A 17,160-nucleotide genomic window follows, 5' to 3' on the forward strand; every position below is an offset into this window, starting at 1 on the left:
GGCAGGCCGCATTCAAGTCTGTTGCGCCGCGCGGTGCTAGCGTGCGCGGCAGCCGCGGCCGATCAGGTCGTTGCTTTCCACCCAGTAGATCAGCCCCTGGTCGCCGGTGATGCTGAAACCGACCAGTCCGTCACTATAGAAAGCACCGGACCCGCCGGGTTCCTCCTCCAGGTGATGGACGACGTCGTCCTCGCCCAGGCGCAGGTCCACCACCGACGAGCGGGTGCCCTCGACGTAGCGCCAGATCACCACGGCGCCGCTGTCGCAGGTCCAGTGGTTCCAGCCGCCTTTGGCGGTGCCGGCGCCGCTTCCCGCGGGGTGGCTGGAGCAACCGGCCAGCAGGGCGCCCAGGGCCAGGGCGGCGAGGTAACGCTTCATCGGGCAATTCTCCCTCTCACGGCGATGCCGTATGTCCATTCAGCCCCGCGCCGCGCCGGCGCCCCGGTTCAGGGGCATTCACCGGGGGTCGGACGCCGCCAGGCTCACTGCTTGGCGCGTTGCTCCAGCACTTCCACGGCCGGCAGGACCTTGCCCTCGACGAACTCGAGGAAGGCGCCGCCACCGGTGGAAATGTAGGAGATCCGCTCGGCCACGCCATACTTGTCGATGGCCGCCAGGGTGTCGCCGCCGCCGGCGATGGAGAACGCCGGGCTCTCGGCGATGGCCAGGGCCAGGGTCTTGGTGCCTTCGCCGAACTGGTCGAACTCGAAGACGCCCACCGGGCCGTTCCACAGGATGGTCTTCGACGACTTCAGCAGCTCGGCGAACTGCGCGGCGGTCTGCGGGCCGATGTCGAGGATCATGTCGTCGTCGGCGACGTCGGCGATGGCCTTGACGGTGGCGACGGCGCTTTCGGCGAACTCCTTGGCCACCACGACGTCGACCGGCAGCGGCACGCTGACCTTGGCCGCGATGGCCTTGGCGGTGTCGACCAGGTCGGCCTCGTACAGCGACTTGCCGACCTTGTAGCCGGCCGCGGCGAGGAAGGTGTTGGCGATGCCGCCGCCGACGATCAGTTGGTCGCAGATCTGCGCCAGGCTGTTGAGCACGTCGAGCTTGGTGGAAACCTTGGAGCCGGCGACGATGGCCGCCATCGGCCGGGCCGGGTTGCCCAGGGCCGTGCCCAGGGCGTCCAGCTCGGCGGCCAGCAGCGGGCCGGCCGCGGCGACCTTGGCGAACTTGGCCACGCCGTGGGTCGAGCCCTCGGCGCGGTGGGCGGTGCCGAAGGCGTCCATGACGAACACGTCGCACAGCGCGGCGTACTTCTGCGCCAGCTCGTCGGCGTTCTTCTTCTCGCCCTTGTTGAAGCGCACGTTCTCGAACAGAACCAGCTCGCCCGGCTTGACCTCGACGCCGTCGAGGTAGTCGCGCACCAGCGGCACGTCGCGGCCCAGGGCCTTGCTCAGGTAGTCGGCGACCGGCTTGAGGCTGTTCTCCTCGGAGAACTCGCCCTCGGTGGGCCGGCCCAGGTGCGAGCAGACCATCACCGCCGCGCCCTTCTCCAGGGCCAGCTTGATGGTGGGCAGCGAGGCCAGGATGCGGGCGTCGCTCTTCACCACGCCGTCCTTCACCGGCACGTTGAGGTCCTCGCGGATCAGCACGCGCTTACCTTGGAGGTCGAGGTCGGTCATCTTCAAAACGGTCATGACATCAGTCCTGTCTGGGCTGGTTGTTTAACGTTCGCTGGCGGCGACCCGCAGGAAGTGCCCCGCGGTGTCGAGCATGCGGTTGGCGAAGCCCCACTCGTTGTCGAACCAGGCCAGCAGGTTCACCAGGCGCGGCCCGGAAACGCGGGTCTGGCTGCCGTCGATGATCGCCGAGTGCGGGTCGTGGTTGAAGTCGCAACTGGCGTGGGGCAGCTCGGTGTAGTCCAGCAGGCCCTTGAGCGGCCCGCTGCCGGCGGCCTCGCGCAGCACCCTGTTGATTTCCGCGGCGGAAGTGTCGCGGGAAACCTGCAGGGTGATGTCCAGGGCCGAGACGTTCACCGTCGGCACCCGGATGGCTTTGGCCTGGATTCGCCCGGCAAGTTCCGGGAGCAGGCGCTCGATGCCCCTTGCCAGCCCCGTCGATACCGGGATCACCGACTGGAAGGCCGAGCGCGTGCGGCGCAGGTCCTCGTGGTGGTAGGCGTCGATCACCGGCTGGTCGTTCATCGCCGAGTGGATGGTGGTGATCGAGACGTACTCGATGCCCACGGCCTCGTTCAGCAGCTTGAGCAGCGGCACGCTGCAGTTGGTGGTGCAGGAAGCGTTGGAGACCAGCTTCTCGGCGCCGGACAGCTGTTGCTGGTTGATGCCGAAGACCACGGTGGCGTCGACGTCGGCCTCGCTGGCCATAGGCTGGGAGAACAGCACCCGCGGCGCGCCGGCGGCGAGGAAGCGCTGGCCATCGGCGCGGCTGTGGTAGACGCCGGAGCACTCCAGTACCAGGTCGACGTCCAGCGCCGCCCAGTCGATGGCCTCGGGCTCGGCCTGGCGCAGCACCTTCACGCAGTCGCCGCCGACGTGCAGGCAGCCGTCGGCCACGCTCACCTCGCCGGGGAAGCGGCCGTGGGTGGAGTCGAAGCGGGTCAGGTATTCCAGGCTCGGCAGGTCGGCCAGGTCGTTCAGCGCGACGATGGAAAAGCCGGCCTTCGCGCCGCGCTCGTGCAGGGCGCGGAACACGCAGCGGCCGATGCGGCCGTAGCCATTGAGGGCGACACGGTAGGACGGATTCCGGGGCATTCGGGCCTGCCTAATCACAAGCCGCTCGAAAGCTGGAGGCTGGAGGCTGGACGAAACAGCAGCTCGGCGCCGCTTGTCGTCCAGCCTCCAGCCTCCAGCCTCCAGCGTCTTTTCAGTCTTCCAGGAGTTCTTCGGCAACCGCGAGCACGTTTTCGACGGTAAAGCCGAAGTGCTCGAACAGCGCCGGCGCCGGGGCCGACTCGCCGAAGGTGGTCATGCCGATCACGCGGCCTTCCAGGCCCACGTACTTGTACCAGTAGTCGGCATGGGCGGCCTCGATGGCGATGCGCGCGCCGACCTGCACCGGCAGCACGGCCTGCTTGTAGCCGGCGTCCTGCTGCTCGAAGACGCTGGTGGAGGGCATGGAGACCACGCGCACCTGGCGGCCTTCGGCGCTGAGCTTGTCGTAGGCCTGCACGGCCAGGCCGACTTCCGAGCCGGTGGCGATCAGGATCAGCTCCGGCTCGCCGGCGCAGTCCTTGAGCACGTAGCCGCCGCGGGCGACGTTGGCCAGCTGCTCGGCGTCGCGCGCCTGGTGCGGCAGGTTCTGGCGGCTGAAGATCAGCGCCGAGGGGCCGTCGTTGCGCTCGATGGCGTACTTCCAGGCCACCGCGGACTCGACTGCGTCGGCCGGGCGCCAGGTGTCCAGGTTCGGCGTCAGGCGCAGGCTGGCCAGTTGCTCGATGGGCTGGTGGGTCGGGCCGTCCTCGCCCAGGCCGATGGAGTCGTGGGTGAACACGTAGAGCACGCGCTGCTTCATCAGGGCGGACATGCGCACCGCGTTGCGGGCATATTCCATGAAGATCAGGAAGGTCGCGCCGTAGGGGATGAAACCGCCGTGCAGGGCCACGCCGTTCATGATGGCGCTCATGCCGAACTCGCGCACGCCGTAGAACACGTAGTTGCCCGAGGCGTCGCTGGGGGTCACGCCCTTGCAGCCCTTCCACAGGGTCAGGTTGGAACCGGCCAGGTCGGCGGAGCCGCCGAGCAGTTCCGGCAGCAGCGGGCCGAAGGCGTTCAGCGCGTTCTGGCTGGCCTTGCGGCTGGCGATGGTCTCGCCCTTGGCGGCGACTTCGGCGACGTAGGCCGCGGCCTGCTCGGCGAAGTCGGCCGGCAGTTCGCCCTTGACGCGGCGCTGGAACTCGGCGGCCAGCTCCGGGTGCGCAGCCTGGTAGGCGGCGAAGCGCTGGTTCCACTCGGCCTCGCGGGCGGCGCCGGCTTCCTTGGCGTCCCACTCGGCGTAGATCTCGGCGGGGACTTCGAACGGGCCGTGGTTCCAGCCCAGGGCGGCGCGGGTGGCAACGATCTCGTCATTGCCCAGCGGCGCGCCGTGGCACTCTTCCTTGCCCTGCTTGTTCGGCGAGCCGAAGCCGATCACGGTCTTGCAGCAGATCAGCGTCGGGGCGTCGCTCTTGCGCGCGGTCTCGATGGCGGTCTTGATCTCGTCGGCGTCGTGGCCGTCGACGTTGCGGATCACCTGCCAGCCGTAGGCTTCGAAGCGCTTCGGGGTGTCGTCGGTGAACCAGCCGTGGACCTCGCCGTCGATGGAGATGCCGTTGTCGTCGTAGAAGGCGATCAGCTTGTTCAGGCGCAGGGTGCCGGCCAGGGAGGCGACCTCGTGGGAGATGCCTTCCATCATGCAGCCGTCGCCGAGGAAGGCGTAGGTGTAGTGGTCGACGATGCCGTGGCCTTCGCGGTTGAACTGCGCGGCCAGCACCTTCTCCGCCAGGGCCATGCCCACGGCGTTGGCGATGCCCTGGCCGAGCGGGCCGGTGGTGGTCTCCACGCCCGCGGTGTAGCCGTACTCCGGGTGGCCCGGGGTGCGCGAGTTGAGCTGGCGGAAGTTCTTCAGGTCCTCGATGCCCAGGTCGTAGCCGGTCAGGTGCAGCAGCGAGTAGATCAGCATCGAGCCGTGGCCGTTGGACAGCACGAAGCGGTCGCGGTCGGCCCACTGCGGGTTGCCCGGGTTGTGCTTGAGGTAGTCGCGCCAGAGCACTTCGGCGATGTCCGCCATCCCCATGGGGGCGCCTGGGTGGCCGCTGTTGGCTTTCTGCACGGCATCCATGCTCAGTGCGCGGATGGCATTGGCTCGCTCACGACGGCTGGGCATCGCTGAATCTCCTGCGGGGGCTGCTTCGATTGATCGAAGGGATGAAAAAAGGCGGCCATTTTCGCCCAGCCGGCCATCGCGGGGCAATGACAATCGGGCCGCAGGCTACAGGCGGCAGGTTTCTGGCGCGAGCCGCCTTTGGCAGGAGCGAGCCTGCTCGCGAACAAGCGCCGTGCCAGGCCGGTTCGCGAGCAAGCTCGCTCCTGCAGTCCTGGCATTGCCGCTACCTTCCGTCTCCAATATCAAAACTTTTTGATACAGCCGTTGCCAGCATCCTCCCGGGGCTCTAGACTCCGCCCCCTATGAGCCTGCGCATGCCCCTGATCCGCCACGATGCCTGCGACGAGCTGGCCGCGCTGTGCAAGGCCGGCGGCGACCCGCTGCGGCTGAACGTGCTGCGGGTGCTGGCCAACGATTCGTTCGGCGTGCTGGAGCTGGCGCAGATCTTCGCCATCCGCCAGTCGGGCATGAGCCACCACCTGAAGGTGCTGGCCCAGGCCGGCCTGGTGGCGACGCGCCGCGAAGGCAACGCGATCTTCTACCGCCGCGCCCTGCCCCAGGCCGACAGCCTCGGCGGCAAGCTGCACGGGGCGCTGCTGGCGGAAGTGGACGAGCTGGCGCTGCCGCCCGAGGTGGACGCCCGCGTCGCCGCGGTGCATGCCCAGCGCGCCGCGGTGAGCCGCGACTACTTCGCCCGCAGCGCGGAGAAGTTCCAGGCCACGCAGGACCTGATCGCGGGGCTGCCGCAATACCGTGAAAGCGTTCTGGCGCTGCTCGACGCACTGAGCTTCGCCCCCGGCGCCACGGCGCTGGAAGTCGGCCCCGGCGACGGCGGGTTCCTCCCCGAGCTGGCCCGGCGTTTCGCGCGGGTGACCGCGCTGGACAACAGCGTGGCCATGCTCGACCTGGCCCGCCGGCGCTGCCTGGAGGCAGGGCTGACGAACGTGCGGCTGGACCTGGCCGACGCCCTGCAGGACGCCGCCGAACCGGCCGACTGCGTGGTGCTGAACATGGTGCTGCACCATTTCGCGGCGCCCGCCGAGGCCCTGCGCCAGCTGGCGCGCCTGGTGAAGCCGGGCGGCAGCCTGCTGGTGACCGAACTGTGCAGCCACGATCAGAGCTGGGCCCGCGAAGCCTGCGGGGACCTCTGGCTGGGGTTCGAACAGGAAGACCTGGCCCTTTGGGCCGATGCCGCGGGGCTCGCCCCCGGCGAGAGCTTGTACATTGGTTTACGTAATGGCTTTCAGATCCAGGTGCGGCATTTCGCCAAGCCGGATTCGCGAAGCGTCCTCACCCACCGGTAAAGACAGGAACCGTTAGATGAGCGAATACTCGATTTTCACCTCCGAATCCGTATCCGAAGGCCATCCGGACAAGATCGCCGACCAGATCTCCGACGCGGTGCTGGACGCCATCATCGCCAAGGACAAGTACGCCCGCGTGGCCTGCGAGACCCTGGTGAAGACCGGCGTCGCCATCATCGCCGGCGAAGTCACCACCTCGGCCTGGGTCGACCTCGAAGACCTGGTGCGCAAGGTCATCATCGACATCGGCTACAACAGCTCCGACGTCGGCTTCGACGGCGCCACCTGCGGCGTGCTGAACATCATCGGCAAGCAGTCGGTGGACATCAACCAGGGCGTCGACCGCGCCAAGCCCGAGGACCAGGGCGCCGGCGACCAGGGCCTGATGTTCGGCTACGCCAGCAACGAGACCGACGTGCTGATGCCGGCGCCGATCTGCTTCTCCCACCGCCTGGTCGAGCGCCAGGCCGAAGCGCGCAAGTCCGGCCTGCTGCCGTGGCTGCGCCCGGACGCCAAGAGCCAGGTCACCTGCCGCTACGAAGGCGGCAAGGTGGTGGGCATCGACGCCATCGTGCTGTCCACCCAGCACAACCCGGAAGTCTCCTACGCCGACCTGCGCGAAGGCGTGATGGAACTGATCATCAAGCACGTGCTGCCGGCCGAGCTGCTGCACAAGGACACCCAGTTCCACATCAACCCGACCGGCAACTTCGTCATCGGCGGGCCGGTGGGCGACTGCGGCCTGACCGGGCGCAAGATCATCGTCGACTCCTACGGCGGCATGGCCCGCCACGGCGGCGGCGCCTTCTCCGGCAAGGACCCGTCCAAGGTCGACCGTTCGGCTGCCTACGCCGGCCGCTACGTGGCCAAGAACATCGTCGCCGCCGGCCTGGCCGAGCGTTGCGAGATCCAGGTGTCCTACGCCATCGGCGTGGCCCAGCCGACCTCCATCTCGGTGAACACCTTCGGCACCGGCAAGATCAGCGACGAGAAGATCGTCCAGCTGGTTCGCGAGCACTTCGACCTGCGTCCGTACGCGATCACCAAGATGCTCGACCTGCTGCATCCGATGTACCAGCCGACCGCGGCCTATGGTCACTTCGGTCGCAATCCGTACGAGCTGACCTACGGTGACGATACCTTCACCGCCTTCACCTGGGAGCGCACCGACAAGGCCGCCGCCCTGCGTGACGCGGCTGGCCTGTAAGGTCCGTCCGACGGAACAGCCTGCTCCGGCAGGCTGTTCACGGTAAGAAAGAATGCCGTTTCTCTGTCTGGGGGAAACGGCATTTTTCGTATGGGATGGGCCATGGCTTCGCGCACGCATTCTGTCCTTCGCTCCGACCTCGATCCCATCGCGGACAGAGTCTACTACCGCATGAGCGAGCATGGCTTTCCGTAGGATGGCGTTGAGCGAAGCGATACCCATCAGCGCAACCGCATGGGTTTCGCAGGCTCAACCCATCCTACGTAAAGCAGCTCGGCGCAGCCGGTGAGACAGTTGCTCCTACGATTCAGGGAAGCTTGGGCGTAGGAGCGGACTCTGTCCGCGATTGGATTCACCGTTTGGCGTGAAGTGAAATCACGACGCTCCCTGAATCCTGTTCGCGATGGCGCCGCATCCCGGAAGCCTCCCACACTCCACCCGGCCCCTTCGCGGCGGCGGCGCACCTAGTCTGGAACCCCCTCCAGGCGCAAGGAAGCCCGCCGATGAAAGCTCTGCTCGCCTCAGCCCTGCTGCTCCTCCCCAGCCTCTCCCTGGCCTGCCCCGACTGGCCCGAACAGCGCGCCCGCGAAGAGCTGCTGGGCCTGCGCCAGCGACTGGAAGCCTGGGACCAGGCCTACCACCAGCGCGGCGAAAGCCCGATCGCCGACGAACTCTACGACCAGGCCCGGCAACGCTTCAGCCTTTGGCGCAGCTGTTATCCACAGCTCGCCATCGAGCCGCCCCCGCCACTGCCGGCCACCCGCGGCAAGCTGCGCCACCCCGCAGCCCATACCGGCCTGGACAAGGCCGCCGACACCAACGAAGTCCGCCAGTGGATGGCCGGGCGCGAGGACCTCTGGGTGCAACCTAAGGTCGACGGCGTGGCCGTGACGCTGGTCTACCAGGACGGCGAACTGGTCCAGGCCATCAGCCGTGGCGACGGCATCCGCGGCCAGGACTGGACCGCCAACGCCCGCCGCCTGCCGGCCGTGCCGCAACGTCTGCCCGCCACAGGGCGGCTGGTGTTGCAGGGCGAACTCTACTGGCGCCTGCCGGGCCACGTGCAGGCGCAAAAGGGCGGCCTCGGCGCCCGCGGCAAGGTCGCCGGGCTGATGGCGCGCAGCGAACCGGGCGAACAGGTTTCGCAGGTCGGCCTGTTCGTCTGGGAATTGCCGCACGGCCCCGGGAACATGACGCAACGCCTGGAGCGCCTGAGAGCGCTGGGCCTCGCGGACAGCGCGGCCCTGACGCTGCCGGTGACGGGTTTCGAGGACGCCCAGCACCAGCGCGAGCACTGGTACCGCAGCCCCCTGCCCTTCGCCAGCGACGGCATCGTCCTCCGCCAAGGCTCGCGCCCCGCCGCGAAGGCCTGGCAGGCTGGCAGCGCCAGTTGGGCGCTGGCCTGGAAATACCCCTACCGCCAGGCCCTGGCCGAGGTGCGCCGGGTGCATTTCCGCATCGGCCGCACCGGACGGGTGACGCCGCTGCTGGAACTGCAACCGGTGACCCTGGACGAGCGCCGCATCGCCCAGGTCAGCCTCGGTTCGACGCGGCGCTGGCAGGCCCTGGATATCCGCCCCGGCGACCAGGTGGCCATCGCCCTGGCCGGCCTGACCATCCCGCGGCTGGAAAGCGTGGTCTGGCGCTCGCCGCAGCGTCTTGCGGTAGAGCCGCCGCAGCCCGGGCGCTACCACGCGCTCAGTTGCTGGCGGGCAACGCCCGGCTGCGAGGAACAGTTCCTCGCCCGCCTCGCCTGGCTGGGCGGCGAACAGGGTTTGGCCTTGGAAGGCGTGGGGCCTGGGACTTGGCAGACGTTGCTGGAAGCCGGCCAGATTGCCGGCCTGCTCGACTGGCTGGAATTGCCGCCGGAAGCCCTGCGCCAACTGCCGGGCTTCGCCGAGCACAGTGGCGAACGCCTGCACGCCCAGTTCCGCGCCGCGCGACAGCGTCCCTTCCAGCACTGGTTGCGGGCGCTGGGCGTGCCCCAGGTCGACAGCCTGCCGGCCACCGAAGGTTGGGCCGAACTGAGCGCCCGGCAGGCCAGCGACTGGCGCCAGCTGCCGGGTGTCGGGCCGGTCCGGGCCCGGCAACTGCAGGCCTTCTTCGCCGACCACGAGGTGCAGCGCCTGGGCGCCCAGCTCGCCGCGGCCGGGGTAGCCGGCTTCTAAGCCCTCAGCGCAGGCGGAAGGCTTCCTGGTGGAAATTGCGCGCCGGCATGCCGCGCCGGCCGAGGTCGCGCCGCAGCAGGTCGGCCAGGCCCTGCGGGCCGCAGAACCACAGGCTCGGCCAGCGACCGGAGGCGTCCGGCGCCATGCTCAGGTCGTCGCCGCGCAGGTAGCCCTCTTCGGCGCTGTAGTGGACCTTCAGCGCCACGCTGGGCAGGCCGTCGCACAGCTCGCGCAGGCGCCCGGCGTAGATGGCGTCGGCGGGGCTGCGCACGCAGTAGTGCAGCTCCACTTCCGGCGCATCGGCGGGGTGCTGCTGCAGCGCCTCCAGCCAGGCCAGGAAGGGCGTGATGCCGATGCCGCCGGCGATCCACACCTGGCGCTCGCCGCCGCGGCGGAAGTCGAAGCAGCCATAGGGCCCCTCGACCTTCACCGCATCGCCCGGCGCCAGAGAGTCCTGCAGGCGCCGGGTGTAGTCGCCCAGGGCCTTGATGCTGAAGCGCACCTCGCCGTTGCCCTGGTCGGCGCTGGAAATGCTGAAGGGATGCTGCCCCTCCAGGCGGTCGCAGGTGAGGAAGGCGAACTGCCCGGCCTTGTGCCGCCAGTTGCGGCCGAGCCGGCAGGTGACTTCCAGCATGCGCTCGCCGGGCCGCGCCACCGCCACCACCACGCCCTGGTGCGTGCGCTGCCGGCCGATGCGCCCGCTCAGGGCGATCAGCGCGCACACCGAACCCAGCGCCGCGCACAGCGCCAGCAGCCAGCCCAGTGGCTGCGCCCAGTAGCCGGCCGGCGCCAGCACCACGCCATGGAAGGCCAGCACCAGGTAGACCAGCGCCAGCGCTTTGTGCACGTAGCGCCACAGGTGGTAGGGGAAGCGCTGCCAGAGCGTCAGCACCAGCATGGCGGCGAGCAACCAGGCCGACCACTCGCCCAGCTCCTTGGCCGAGCCGCGGAAGACCTCGAGGAAGGTCTCCACCCGCGGCCCCTTCGCCGGCTTGGCGACGAATTTCGCCAGCAGCGGCCCGCCCAGCTCCAGCAGGTAGTGCAGCAGGCCCAGGCTGATGGCCAGGATGCCCGCCCAGCGGTGCACCCGGTACATGCGGTCGAGCCCGCCCAGCGGCCGCTCCAGCCAGGCCGGGCGTACCGCCAGGAGCATGATCAGCGACATCAGCGCGAAGGCGACGACGCCGCTCAGCAGGATGGCCTGCTTGCGCAGGACCCAGATATCGAAAGTGGCCGGCGGATCGAGCGCGAGCGCCAGCCCGAACGCCGCCAATACGGTGGCGATGACGATGCCTACGAACTTCATATGGCCTCCCTGGTTGCGAGCCTGGTCCGAGACTGGGCGCGCGGCCTTAATCATCCCTGAAGTTCGTATGGGAATTTTCCGCTGTTCGGCCTTGCCATGATCCAGGTCAAGCGCTGGGCAAGGCCGCGGGCGTGCAGCACAATGCCGGACCCGGCCAGGAGACACCCCGCATGCGTATCCGCGTCCTTTCCGACCTGCACCACGAGCACTTCGGCGGCCGCCGCGAGCTGCCCGCGGTGGACGCCGACCTGGTGGTGCTGGCCGGCGACATCCACGAGCACTTGCAGGGCCTGCACTGGGCCCGCGAAGCCTTCCCCGACACGCCGGTGGTCTACGTCGCCGGCAACCACGAGTTCTACAACGCCGACCTGCCGGAGCTGACCCAGGCCATGCGCAACCTGGCCCGCGCCCTGGACATTCACTTCCTGGAGAACGACGCGGTGGTCATCGATGGCGTGCGCATCCTCGGCGCCACCCTGTGGACGGACTTCCGGCTCTACGGCGAGGAAAGCCTGCCGCTGACGCTGCAACGCGCGCTGCGCCTGATGCCCGATTTCAGCTGCATCGACTGGTTCACCGCGCCCTTCACCCCGGCGCTCAGCCAGCAACTGTTCGAGGCCTCGCGGGACTGGCTGGCGGCGCAGCTGGCCGAGCCCTTCGCCGGGCCGACCGTGGTGGTCACCCACCATGCGCCCAGCGCCCGCTCCATTCCGCCGCAATATGTCGGCGACAGCCTGTCGCCGGCCTTCGCCTCGGACCTGGAGCACCTGGTGCAGCAGTGCGACCTGTGGCTGCACGGCCACGTGCACGACGCCCTGGACTACCGCATCGGCCGCGCCCGGGTGGTGGCCAACCCGGGCGGCTACCCGGGCGAAAAGGGCGGCTTCGACGCCTACGGCACCGTGGAAGTCTGAGCCACCGGCAACTGCTTGAAGAAGCGCCAAATCTCCGCCGGCCCGTCCAGCTCGGGGTCGGCCATGCCGAACAGGCGCGGCGGCCGATAGCCCGGCTGCGACAACAGATGGCCGCCGCCGTGCACGCTCACCAGTTCCACCGGCGGCATTCCCTCGCCCTGCCATTGCCAGCGCTCCGACCAGACCGGGCCGGGGCGCGTCAGCGGCTCGCGCTGCGCCGGCGCGCTGATGCCGTTGCGCCGCGCCAGCTCGCCGGCCGAAGCCTCGCTGGAGAGCACTTCGCCGCGGTCGCCGAAGCCGAACAGCTTCACCCGCCCGCCGCCGTAGGGGTTGATCGGGTCGCGCGTGCCGTTCATCAGCAGCGCCGCCACGGCCCGCTGCGACTCGCTGCAAGCGTCGTTCGCCGCGCTCGGCAGGCTGGCCGCCACCAGGGCGATGCCGGCCAGCGGCAGTTCGGACTCCGCGGCCATGCGCAGGGCCATCTGCCCGCCGTTGGAGTAGCCGGCGAAGAACACCCGCTGCGGGTCCACCTGGCGCTCGCGCTGAATCCGCCGCACCAGCCGGGTGAGGAAGGCCACATCGTCGATGTTGCGGGCGCGCGCGCTGTAGCTGGCCACCTTGCGGCAGTCGTTCCAGTGGCCCTCGAAGCCGTCCGGGTAGAGCACCAGGAAGCCGTCGCGGTCGGCCAGGGCGTCGAAGCCGAAGCCGCTGTCGCGGCGCATCAGCTGGCCGTTGCTGCGCGAGGCGTGCAGCACCACCAGCAGCGCCGGGTTCGGCGCCAGGTTGGGCGGCACGTAGAGCACGTAGCCGCGGCGCAGGCCGCCGGCGCGCAGCGAGCTGTCCTCGCTCACCCCGGTGAGCATCGGCGGGCGCAACTGCTCGCCGGGCAGCAGGTACCAGGCGCCCACCAGCAGGGCCGCCAGCAACAGCAGGATCAGCGTCTGAACCAGGCGAATCGCGATACGCATCCAGCCTCCCCCGCTCCGCCCGGCGGAGCGCGTTCAATGGATCGACCAGGCCGCGGACTGCCATGGGGCAACCCCCACGCGCGCGCTTAATGGCAAACTCTAGACGTTCGTCAGCATCGATATCTCATTTGGTAACGCAGGACCCGAGAATGTTCCGATCCATTACCCTCAGCCTCGCCGCACTGCTCTGCACCGGCGCCTTCGCCGCGCAACCCGAGCAGCCCCTGAGCGGCTGCGCCGCCAAGCAGGCGGCCATCGCCGGCAAGCTGGAAGAAGCCCGCGCCCGCGGCGACAAGGGCGCCATCGCCGGCCTGGAAACCGCCCTGGAAAAGGCCCGCACCTACTGCACTGACGGCAGCCTGACGCAAAAGCGCACCCAGCGCGTGCTGGACGCCGAGCGCGAAGTCAGCCAGCGCGAAAGCGACCTGCGCAAGGCCATGAACAAAGGCGACGCGCAGAAGATCGAGAAGCGCAAGGACAAGCTGGCCGAGGCCCGCGCGGAGCTGGAGCAGGCGAAGCGGGAGTTGGAGGAGTGAGTGGGGGTGGTTGCCTGGCTGGCTACCTGTAGGAGCGAGCTTGCTCGCGAACAGCGTTTCCAGGCGGCCTCGGTGTTTTGGTTCGGCTCCGCTCCCTCTCCCCAGCCCTCTCCCTGAAGGGAGAGGGGGCTAGTCCGTGCCGAGAGAAGAAATGGTTTCAGCTGGAAACCAGCGGAGCAGCCGGCTGACTCCAGAATCCCCAACCCTGCCCAACGGTCCCCTCTCCCTTCAGGGAGAGGGTTAGGGAGAGGGGGCGGACTTAATCCCAGACACCGTAGCTACCGGGAAACTCCGTTCGCGAGCAAACTCGCTCCAAAAAAAGCAGAGCGCCCGTCAAAGCGCCCTGAATTTCTTGTGGCAAGCCTCGCAGGCATCTTCCACCGCGGCCAGGTCCTTGCGCACGCCGTCGGCGGTCGGGGTGGCCTGGCGGGTGTTGGCCTCCAGCGCGGCGGCGGCCTGCTGGAAGGTCTTGGCGTCGGCCTGGAACTCCAGCTGGCGCTGCCACAGCTCGTCCTTGGCGCGGCTGTCGCCGCCCTCGTCGGTCGGCTTGCTGGTGGGGAAATACTGCCAGGGCTGGCCGGCCAGCTCGTTGAGCTTGACCGAGTCGGCGCGGAATTTCTCGGCGTCGAAGACGACGCGGCCGCGCAGCATGCCGCCCATGTCCTCGCTGGCGTGGAGCATCTGCTTGAAGATCGCCTGGCGCTTGGCCAGCGGGGAATTCGGATCGAGGCGGTGGCAACCGGCCAGGGCGGCACCGGCCAACAGCAGGACGAGCAGGGTCTTCAGCTTCATGAGCGGACTCTTGTAGGACAGGCCAGACACGGGAGCGGCGGATTATCCGCCGCTACCCGGCATTGATCCAGAGCCCGCGCGCCCGCCTGCGGCCATCCGCCGCAGCGATGCGCGAACCGTTCAGCTGCGGTTCAGGCGGAGACCACAAAGAAGGCAGCGATCAGCGCCATGCCGACGAACCACACCAGCGAACGCAGCAGCGCCAGGTCGGCGAGGTAGAAGATCAGGTAGAGCAGGCGGCTGGTCAGCCAGGCGATGGCCAGGGTATCCAGGGTCGCCGGCTCGGCGTTGCCCACCACGTAGGCCACCAGCACGGCGATGGCGAAGGCCGGGGTGACCTCGAAGCTGTTCAGCTGGAAGGCGTTGGCGCGCTTGCGGTAGCCCTCCAGGCTGGCCAGGAAGGTGCGCGGGTCGTGGTTCTGCCGGGGGCCGAAGCCGCCGCCGGTGAACTTGGCGATGCTGGTGCCCAGGTAGGGCAGGAAGATGGCGATCAGGATGCACCAGAAGGCGATGGGCATGAACGGAGGTCTCGTCGGCTGGGAAGTCGGCAGGTTGCCGCCAAGCATAGGCGAAGGTCAGTGGCCGGCGGGCGGATGCGTGCGCCAAAGCGGCCAATCTCGCGGCCTGTTCGCCAAGCTCAGAGTTTCATCACCAGCATCCCCGCCAGCACCAGGCTGCACGCCAGCAGGCGCGGCAGCCCGAAGGGCTCCTTGAGGAAGCGCATGCCGAACAGCACCACCAGCACCACGCTGGTCTCGCGCAGCGCCGCGGCCTCGGCCACCGAGCCCAGCTGCATGGCCCAGAGCACCAGGCCGTAGCTGGCCATCACGCAGATGCCGACGCACAGGCCGAGCTTCCACTGCGTCTGCCAGAAGCGCGCGAAGGCGCGGGTGCGCGCGCCCAGGGCGAGCAGCGGGAAGGGCACGCCGGAAAGCAGCGTCAGCCACACCAGGTAGTCCAGCGGCTGCGGCCAGCGCTTCAGGGCGTGGCCGTCGGTCCAGGTGTAGCTGCCGATGCACAGGCCCATCAGCAGCACCACGGGGAAGGCGATCCAGGGCAGCCGCGAACCGCCGCCGCCCTTGAGCAGGAACAGCATGCCCAGCGGGATCAGCAGGATGCCGAGGACCTGCCGGTCGCTGAGCTGCTCGCCGCCCACCAGCAGCGTCAGCGCCAGCACCACCAGCGGCGACAGGCCGCGCATCAGCGGGTAGACCAGGCCGAGATCGCCGACCTTGTAGGCCTGGATCAGCAGCACCCGGTAGACCAGCTGCAGGGCCACGGCGCTGCCCAGCCAGGGCCAGACCTCGGCCGGCGGCAGGCTGATCCAGGGCAGCAGGGCGAGGGCCACGAGCAGGCCGACGAGGTCCATGCAGGCCACCACCAGCAGGCGGTCGGCGCTGAATTTGACGAGGGTGTTCCAGGCCGCGTGGAGCACGGCGGCGAGCAGCACCAGGGCGGTGGCGAACAAGGCGGGGCTTCCTGGTATAGACCAGTTGCGATTCTAGCGCCTCGCCCCCAATGCTCGGCAAGCCTCGGAAAGGCCTGAAGTGCGCACGCGGCTGCGCACCGAGGAGCGTGGCTGGTCTAGACTGGGGGTTTCGCGATCGCCAGAGTCCCCTGCCATGCCCCGAATGCTCAAGTTCCTGTGCTGCTACGTCCTCGTCTCCCTGCTCACCGGCTGCGGCTACAACGCCATGCAGGCCGGCGACGAGCAGGTCAAGGCGGCCTGGTCCGAAGTGCTCAACCAGTACCAGCGGCGCGCCGACCTGGTGCCCAACCTGGTCAACACCGTGAAAGGCTATGCCGCCCACGAGGCCGCCGTGCTCACCCAGGTCACCGAGGCCCGGGCCAGGGTCGGCAGCACCACCCTCAACGCCGACCAGCTCGGCGACGCGGCGGCCATGCAGCGCTTCCAGCAGGCCCAGGGCGAGCTCAGCTCGGCGCTCTCGCGGCTGCTGGTGGTCACCGAGAATTATCCACAGCTCAAGGCCGACGGCCTGTTCAAGGACCTGCTGACGCAGCTCGAAGGCACCGAGAACCGCATCACCGTGGCCCGCGGCCGCTACGTCAAGGCGGTGCAGGACTACAACGTGCTGATCCGCCAGTTCCCGCAGGTGATCACCGCGAAGATCTTCGGCTACCAGCCCAAGGCCAACTTCAGCGTGGAGAACGAGGCGGCCATCTCCACCGCGCCCAAGGTCGATTTCGGCACGCCGCAGCCGCAACCGGCGCAATGAGCATGCGCGCCTGGCTGCTGGCGCTGGCCCTGCTGTGCTGCGCGGGCCTGGCGCGGGCCGAGGTGGCCGTGCCGCAGCTGAGCGCGCGGGTCACCGACCTCACCGCCACCCTCGACGCCGAGCAGCGCGGCCGCCTTGAACAGCAGTTGGCGGCGCTGGAGCAGCGCAAGGGCGCGCAACTGGCGGTGCTGATGATCCCCAGCACCGGCGAGGAGAGCATCGAGCAGTACGCGGTGCGCGCCTTCGAGCAGTGGAAGCTGGGCCGCAAGGGCGTGGACGACGGCGTGCTGCTGGTGGTGGCCAAGGACGACCGCGCCCTGCGCATCGAGGTCGGCTACGGCCTGGAAGGCGCCATCACCGACGTGCTGGCCGGGCGCATCATCCGCGAGCAGATAGTCCCGCACTTCCGCGAAGGCGACTTCGCCGGCGGCGTGCAGGCCGGGGTGGACAGCCTGGAGAAGCTGATCGACGGCGAGGCGCTGCCCGAACCCCAACAGGCCACCCAGGGCGACGACCTGGGCCTGCCGGCCGGCAGCCTGCTGCCGCTGTTCGCCCTGCTGGCCGGCGTGCCGCTGCTGGGGCGCCTGCTGCCGCTGCCGTTCATGCGCCAGCGCAGCTTCGGCCGCTATGTGGTGTGCAGCGTGGTCGTCGGGGTGCTGGCCGGCGCGCTCAGCCTGGTGCTGACCTTCAGCTTCGCCGCGCTGGTCAACAACGGCGTCAGCGCCTTCGTCTTCGCCCTCATCGCCTACCCCTTCTTCCTGCTGCCGGCCGGCTTCTTCCGCGGCGGGCGCGGCGGCGGTTTCGGCGGGGGCGGCTTCGGTGGCCGGGGTGGCGGCGGCTTCGGCGGGGGCGGGGGTTCCAGCGGCGGCGGCGGGGCCTCCGGCCGCTGGTGAGC

16 protein-coding genes are annotated in these 17,160 nt (G+C 69.2%); 7 read left to right on the forward strand and 9 right to left on the reverse strand.

What is annotated here, in order from left to right:
• Positions 1 to 36: 36 nt before the first annotated feature.
• From QSJ95_RS18090 to tkt, 4 genes are all read right to left on the reverse strand, one after another.
• On the reverse strand, positions 37 to 378 hold the full coding sequence (locus QSJ95_RS18090; protein ID WP_009613662.1) for an MliC family protein: 342 nt from the start codon (positions 376 to 378) through the stop codon (positions 37 to 39).
• Between the two features lie 104 nt (positions 379 to 482).
• Entirely contained in the window at positions 483 to 1,646 is a 1,164-nt protein-coding gene (locus QSJ95_RS18095) for a phosphoglycerate kinase (RefSeq protein ID WP_285644301.1), read from the reverse strand.
• A 27-nt stretch (positions 1,647 to 1,673) separates the two neighbouring features.
• On the reverse strand, positions 1,674 to 2,723 hold the full coding sequence (gene epd / locus QSJ95_RS18100; protein WP_285644303.1) for an erythrose-4-phosphate dehydrogenase: 1,050 nt from the start codon (positions 2,721 to 2,723) through the stop codon (positions 1,674 to 1,676).
• A gap of 112 nt (positions 2,724 to 2,835) precedes the next feature.
• A complete protein-coding gene (gene tkt / locus QSJ95_RS18105; protein ID WP_285644305.1) occupies positions 2,836 to 4,833 on the reverse strand; it encodes a transketolase in 1,998 nt (665 codons plus the stop codon).
• 302 nt (positions 4,834 to 5,135) lie between these two features.
• Here tkt and QSJ95_RS18110 point away from each other — a divergent pair, with 302 nt between their 5' ends.
• The 3 genes from QSJ95_RS18110 to ligB all read left to right on the forward strand — a co-directional run bounded on the left by QSJ95_RS18110 (position 5,136) and on the right by ligB (position 9,512).
• Positions 5,136 to 6,137 carry an ArsR/SmtB family transcription factor gene (locus tag QSJ95_RS18110; RefSeq protein WP_043313171.1) on the forward strand — a complete coding sequence of 334 codons (1,002 nt, stop codon included), beginning with the start codon at positions 5,136 to 5,138 and terminating at the stop codon, positions 6,135 to 6,137.
• A gap of 16 nt (positions 6,138 to 6,153) precedes the next feature.
• Complete coding sequence (metK, locus tag QSJ95_RS18115; RefSeq protein ID WP_009613672.1) at positions 6,154 to 7,344, forward strand: methionine adenosyltransferase; 1,191 nt, start codon at positions 6,154 to 6,156, stop codon at positions 7,342 to 7,344.
• A gap of 503 nt (positions 7,345 to 7,847) precedes the next feature.
• Entirely contained in the window at positions 7,848 to 9,512 is a 1,665-nt protein-coding gene (ligB, locus tag QSJ95_RS18120; protein WP_285644310.1) for an NAD-dependent DNA ligase LigB, read from the forward strand.
• A gap of 4 nt (positions 9,513 to 9,516) precedes the next feature.
• Here the strand turns inward: ligB and QSJ95_RS18125 are convergent, their stop codons facing one another.
• Positions 9,517 to 10,818: a ferredoxin reductase family protein gene (locus QSJ95_RS18125; RefSeq protein WP_285644311.1), complete on the reverse strand. Its 1,302-nt coding sequence runs from the start codon at positions 10,816 to 10,818 to the stop codon at positions 9,517 to 9,519.
• A gap of 170 nt (positions 10,819 to 10,988) precedes the next feature.
• Here QSJ95_RS18125 and QSJ95_RS18130 point away from each other — a divergent pair, with 170 nt between their 5' ends.
• Positions 10,989 to 11,732 (forward strand): metallophosphoesterase, encoded by a 744-nt coding sequence (locus QSJ95_RS18130; RefSeq protein WP_285644313.1) that lies wholly within the window; start codon positions 10,989 to 10,991, stop codon positions 11,730 to 11,732.
• Here the strand turns inward: QSJ95_RS18130 and QSJ95_RS18135 are convergent.
• Positions 11,711 to 12,700 (reverse strand): CE1 family esterase, encoded by a 990-nt coding sequence (locus QSJ95_RS18135; RefSeq protein ID WP_058070751.1) that lies wholly within the window; start codon positions 12,698 to 12,700, stop codon positions 11,711 to 11,713. The two genes, QSJ95_RS18130 and QSJ95_RS18135, sit on opposite strands and share 22 nt — an antisense overlap.
• A 149-nt stretch (positions 12,701 to 12,849) precedes the next feature.
• On the opposite strand from QSJ95_RS18135, the gene QSJ95_RS18140 reads away from it, so the two are divergent.
• Positions 12,850 to 13,236, forward strand: a complete 387-nt coding sequence (locus QSJ95_RS18140) for a DUF1090 domain-containing protein (RefSeq protein ID WP_009613677.1) — start codon at positions 12,850 to 12,852, stop codon at positions 13,234 to 13,236.
• Positions 13,237 to 13,569: 333 nt separating this feature from the next.
• Here QSJ95_RS18140 and QSJ95_RS18145 read toward each other — a convergent pair whose 3' ends face one another.
• From QSJ95_RS18145 to QSJ95_RS18155, 3 genes are all read right to left on the reverse strand, one after another.
• Positions 13,570 to 14,028 (reverse strand): c-type cytochrome, encoded by a 459-nt coding sequence (locus tag QSJ95_RS18145; RefSeq protein ID WP_009613678.1) that lies wholly within the window; start codon positions 14,026 to 14,028, stop codon positions 13,570 to 13,572.
• Positions 14,029 to 14,159: 131 nt separating this feature from the next.
• On the reverse strand, positions 14,160 to 14,546 hold the full coding sequence (locus QSJ95_RS18150) for an MAPEG family protein (RefSeq protein WP_058070753.1): 387 nt from the start codon (positions 14,544 to 14,546) through the stop codon (positions 14,160 to 14,162).
• Between the two features lie 119 nt (positions 14,547 to 14,665).
• Positions 14,666 to 15,496, reverse strand: a complete 831-nt coding sequence (locus QSJ95_RS18155; RefSeq protein ID WP_061563004.1) for an EamA family transporter — start codon at positions 15,494 to 15,496, stop codon at positions 14,666 to 14,668.
• 154 nt (positions 15,497 to 15,650) lie between these two features.
• Here QSJ95_RS18155 and QSJ95_RS18160 point away from each other — a divergent pair, with 154 nt between their 5' ends.
• Both QSJ95_RS18160 and QSJ95_RS18165 read left to right on the forward strand, forming a co-directional pair.
• Positions 15,651 to 16,265: a LemA family protein gene (locus tag QSJ95_RS18160; protein ID WP_009613681.1), complete on the forward strand. Its 615-nt coding sequence runs from the start codon at positions 15,651 to 15,653 to the stop codon at positions 16,263 to 16,265.
• Positions 16,266 to 16,267: 2 nt separating this feature from the next.
• A complete protein-coding gene (locus QSJ95_RS18165) occupies positions 16,268 to 17,158 on the forward strand; it encodes a TPM domain-containing protein (RefSeq protein ID WP_285644320.1) in 891 nt (296 codons plus the stop codon).
• Positions 17,159 to 17,160 lie beyond the last annotated feature (2 nt).

Origin of the sequence: Pseudomonas sp. NBRC 100443 (assembly GCF_030268185.1) — a bacterium.
GTDB classification, from domain to species: Bacteria; Pseudomonadota; Gammaproteobacteria; order Pseudomonadales; family Pseudomonadaceae; genus Pseudomonas; species Pseudomonas citronellolis.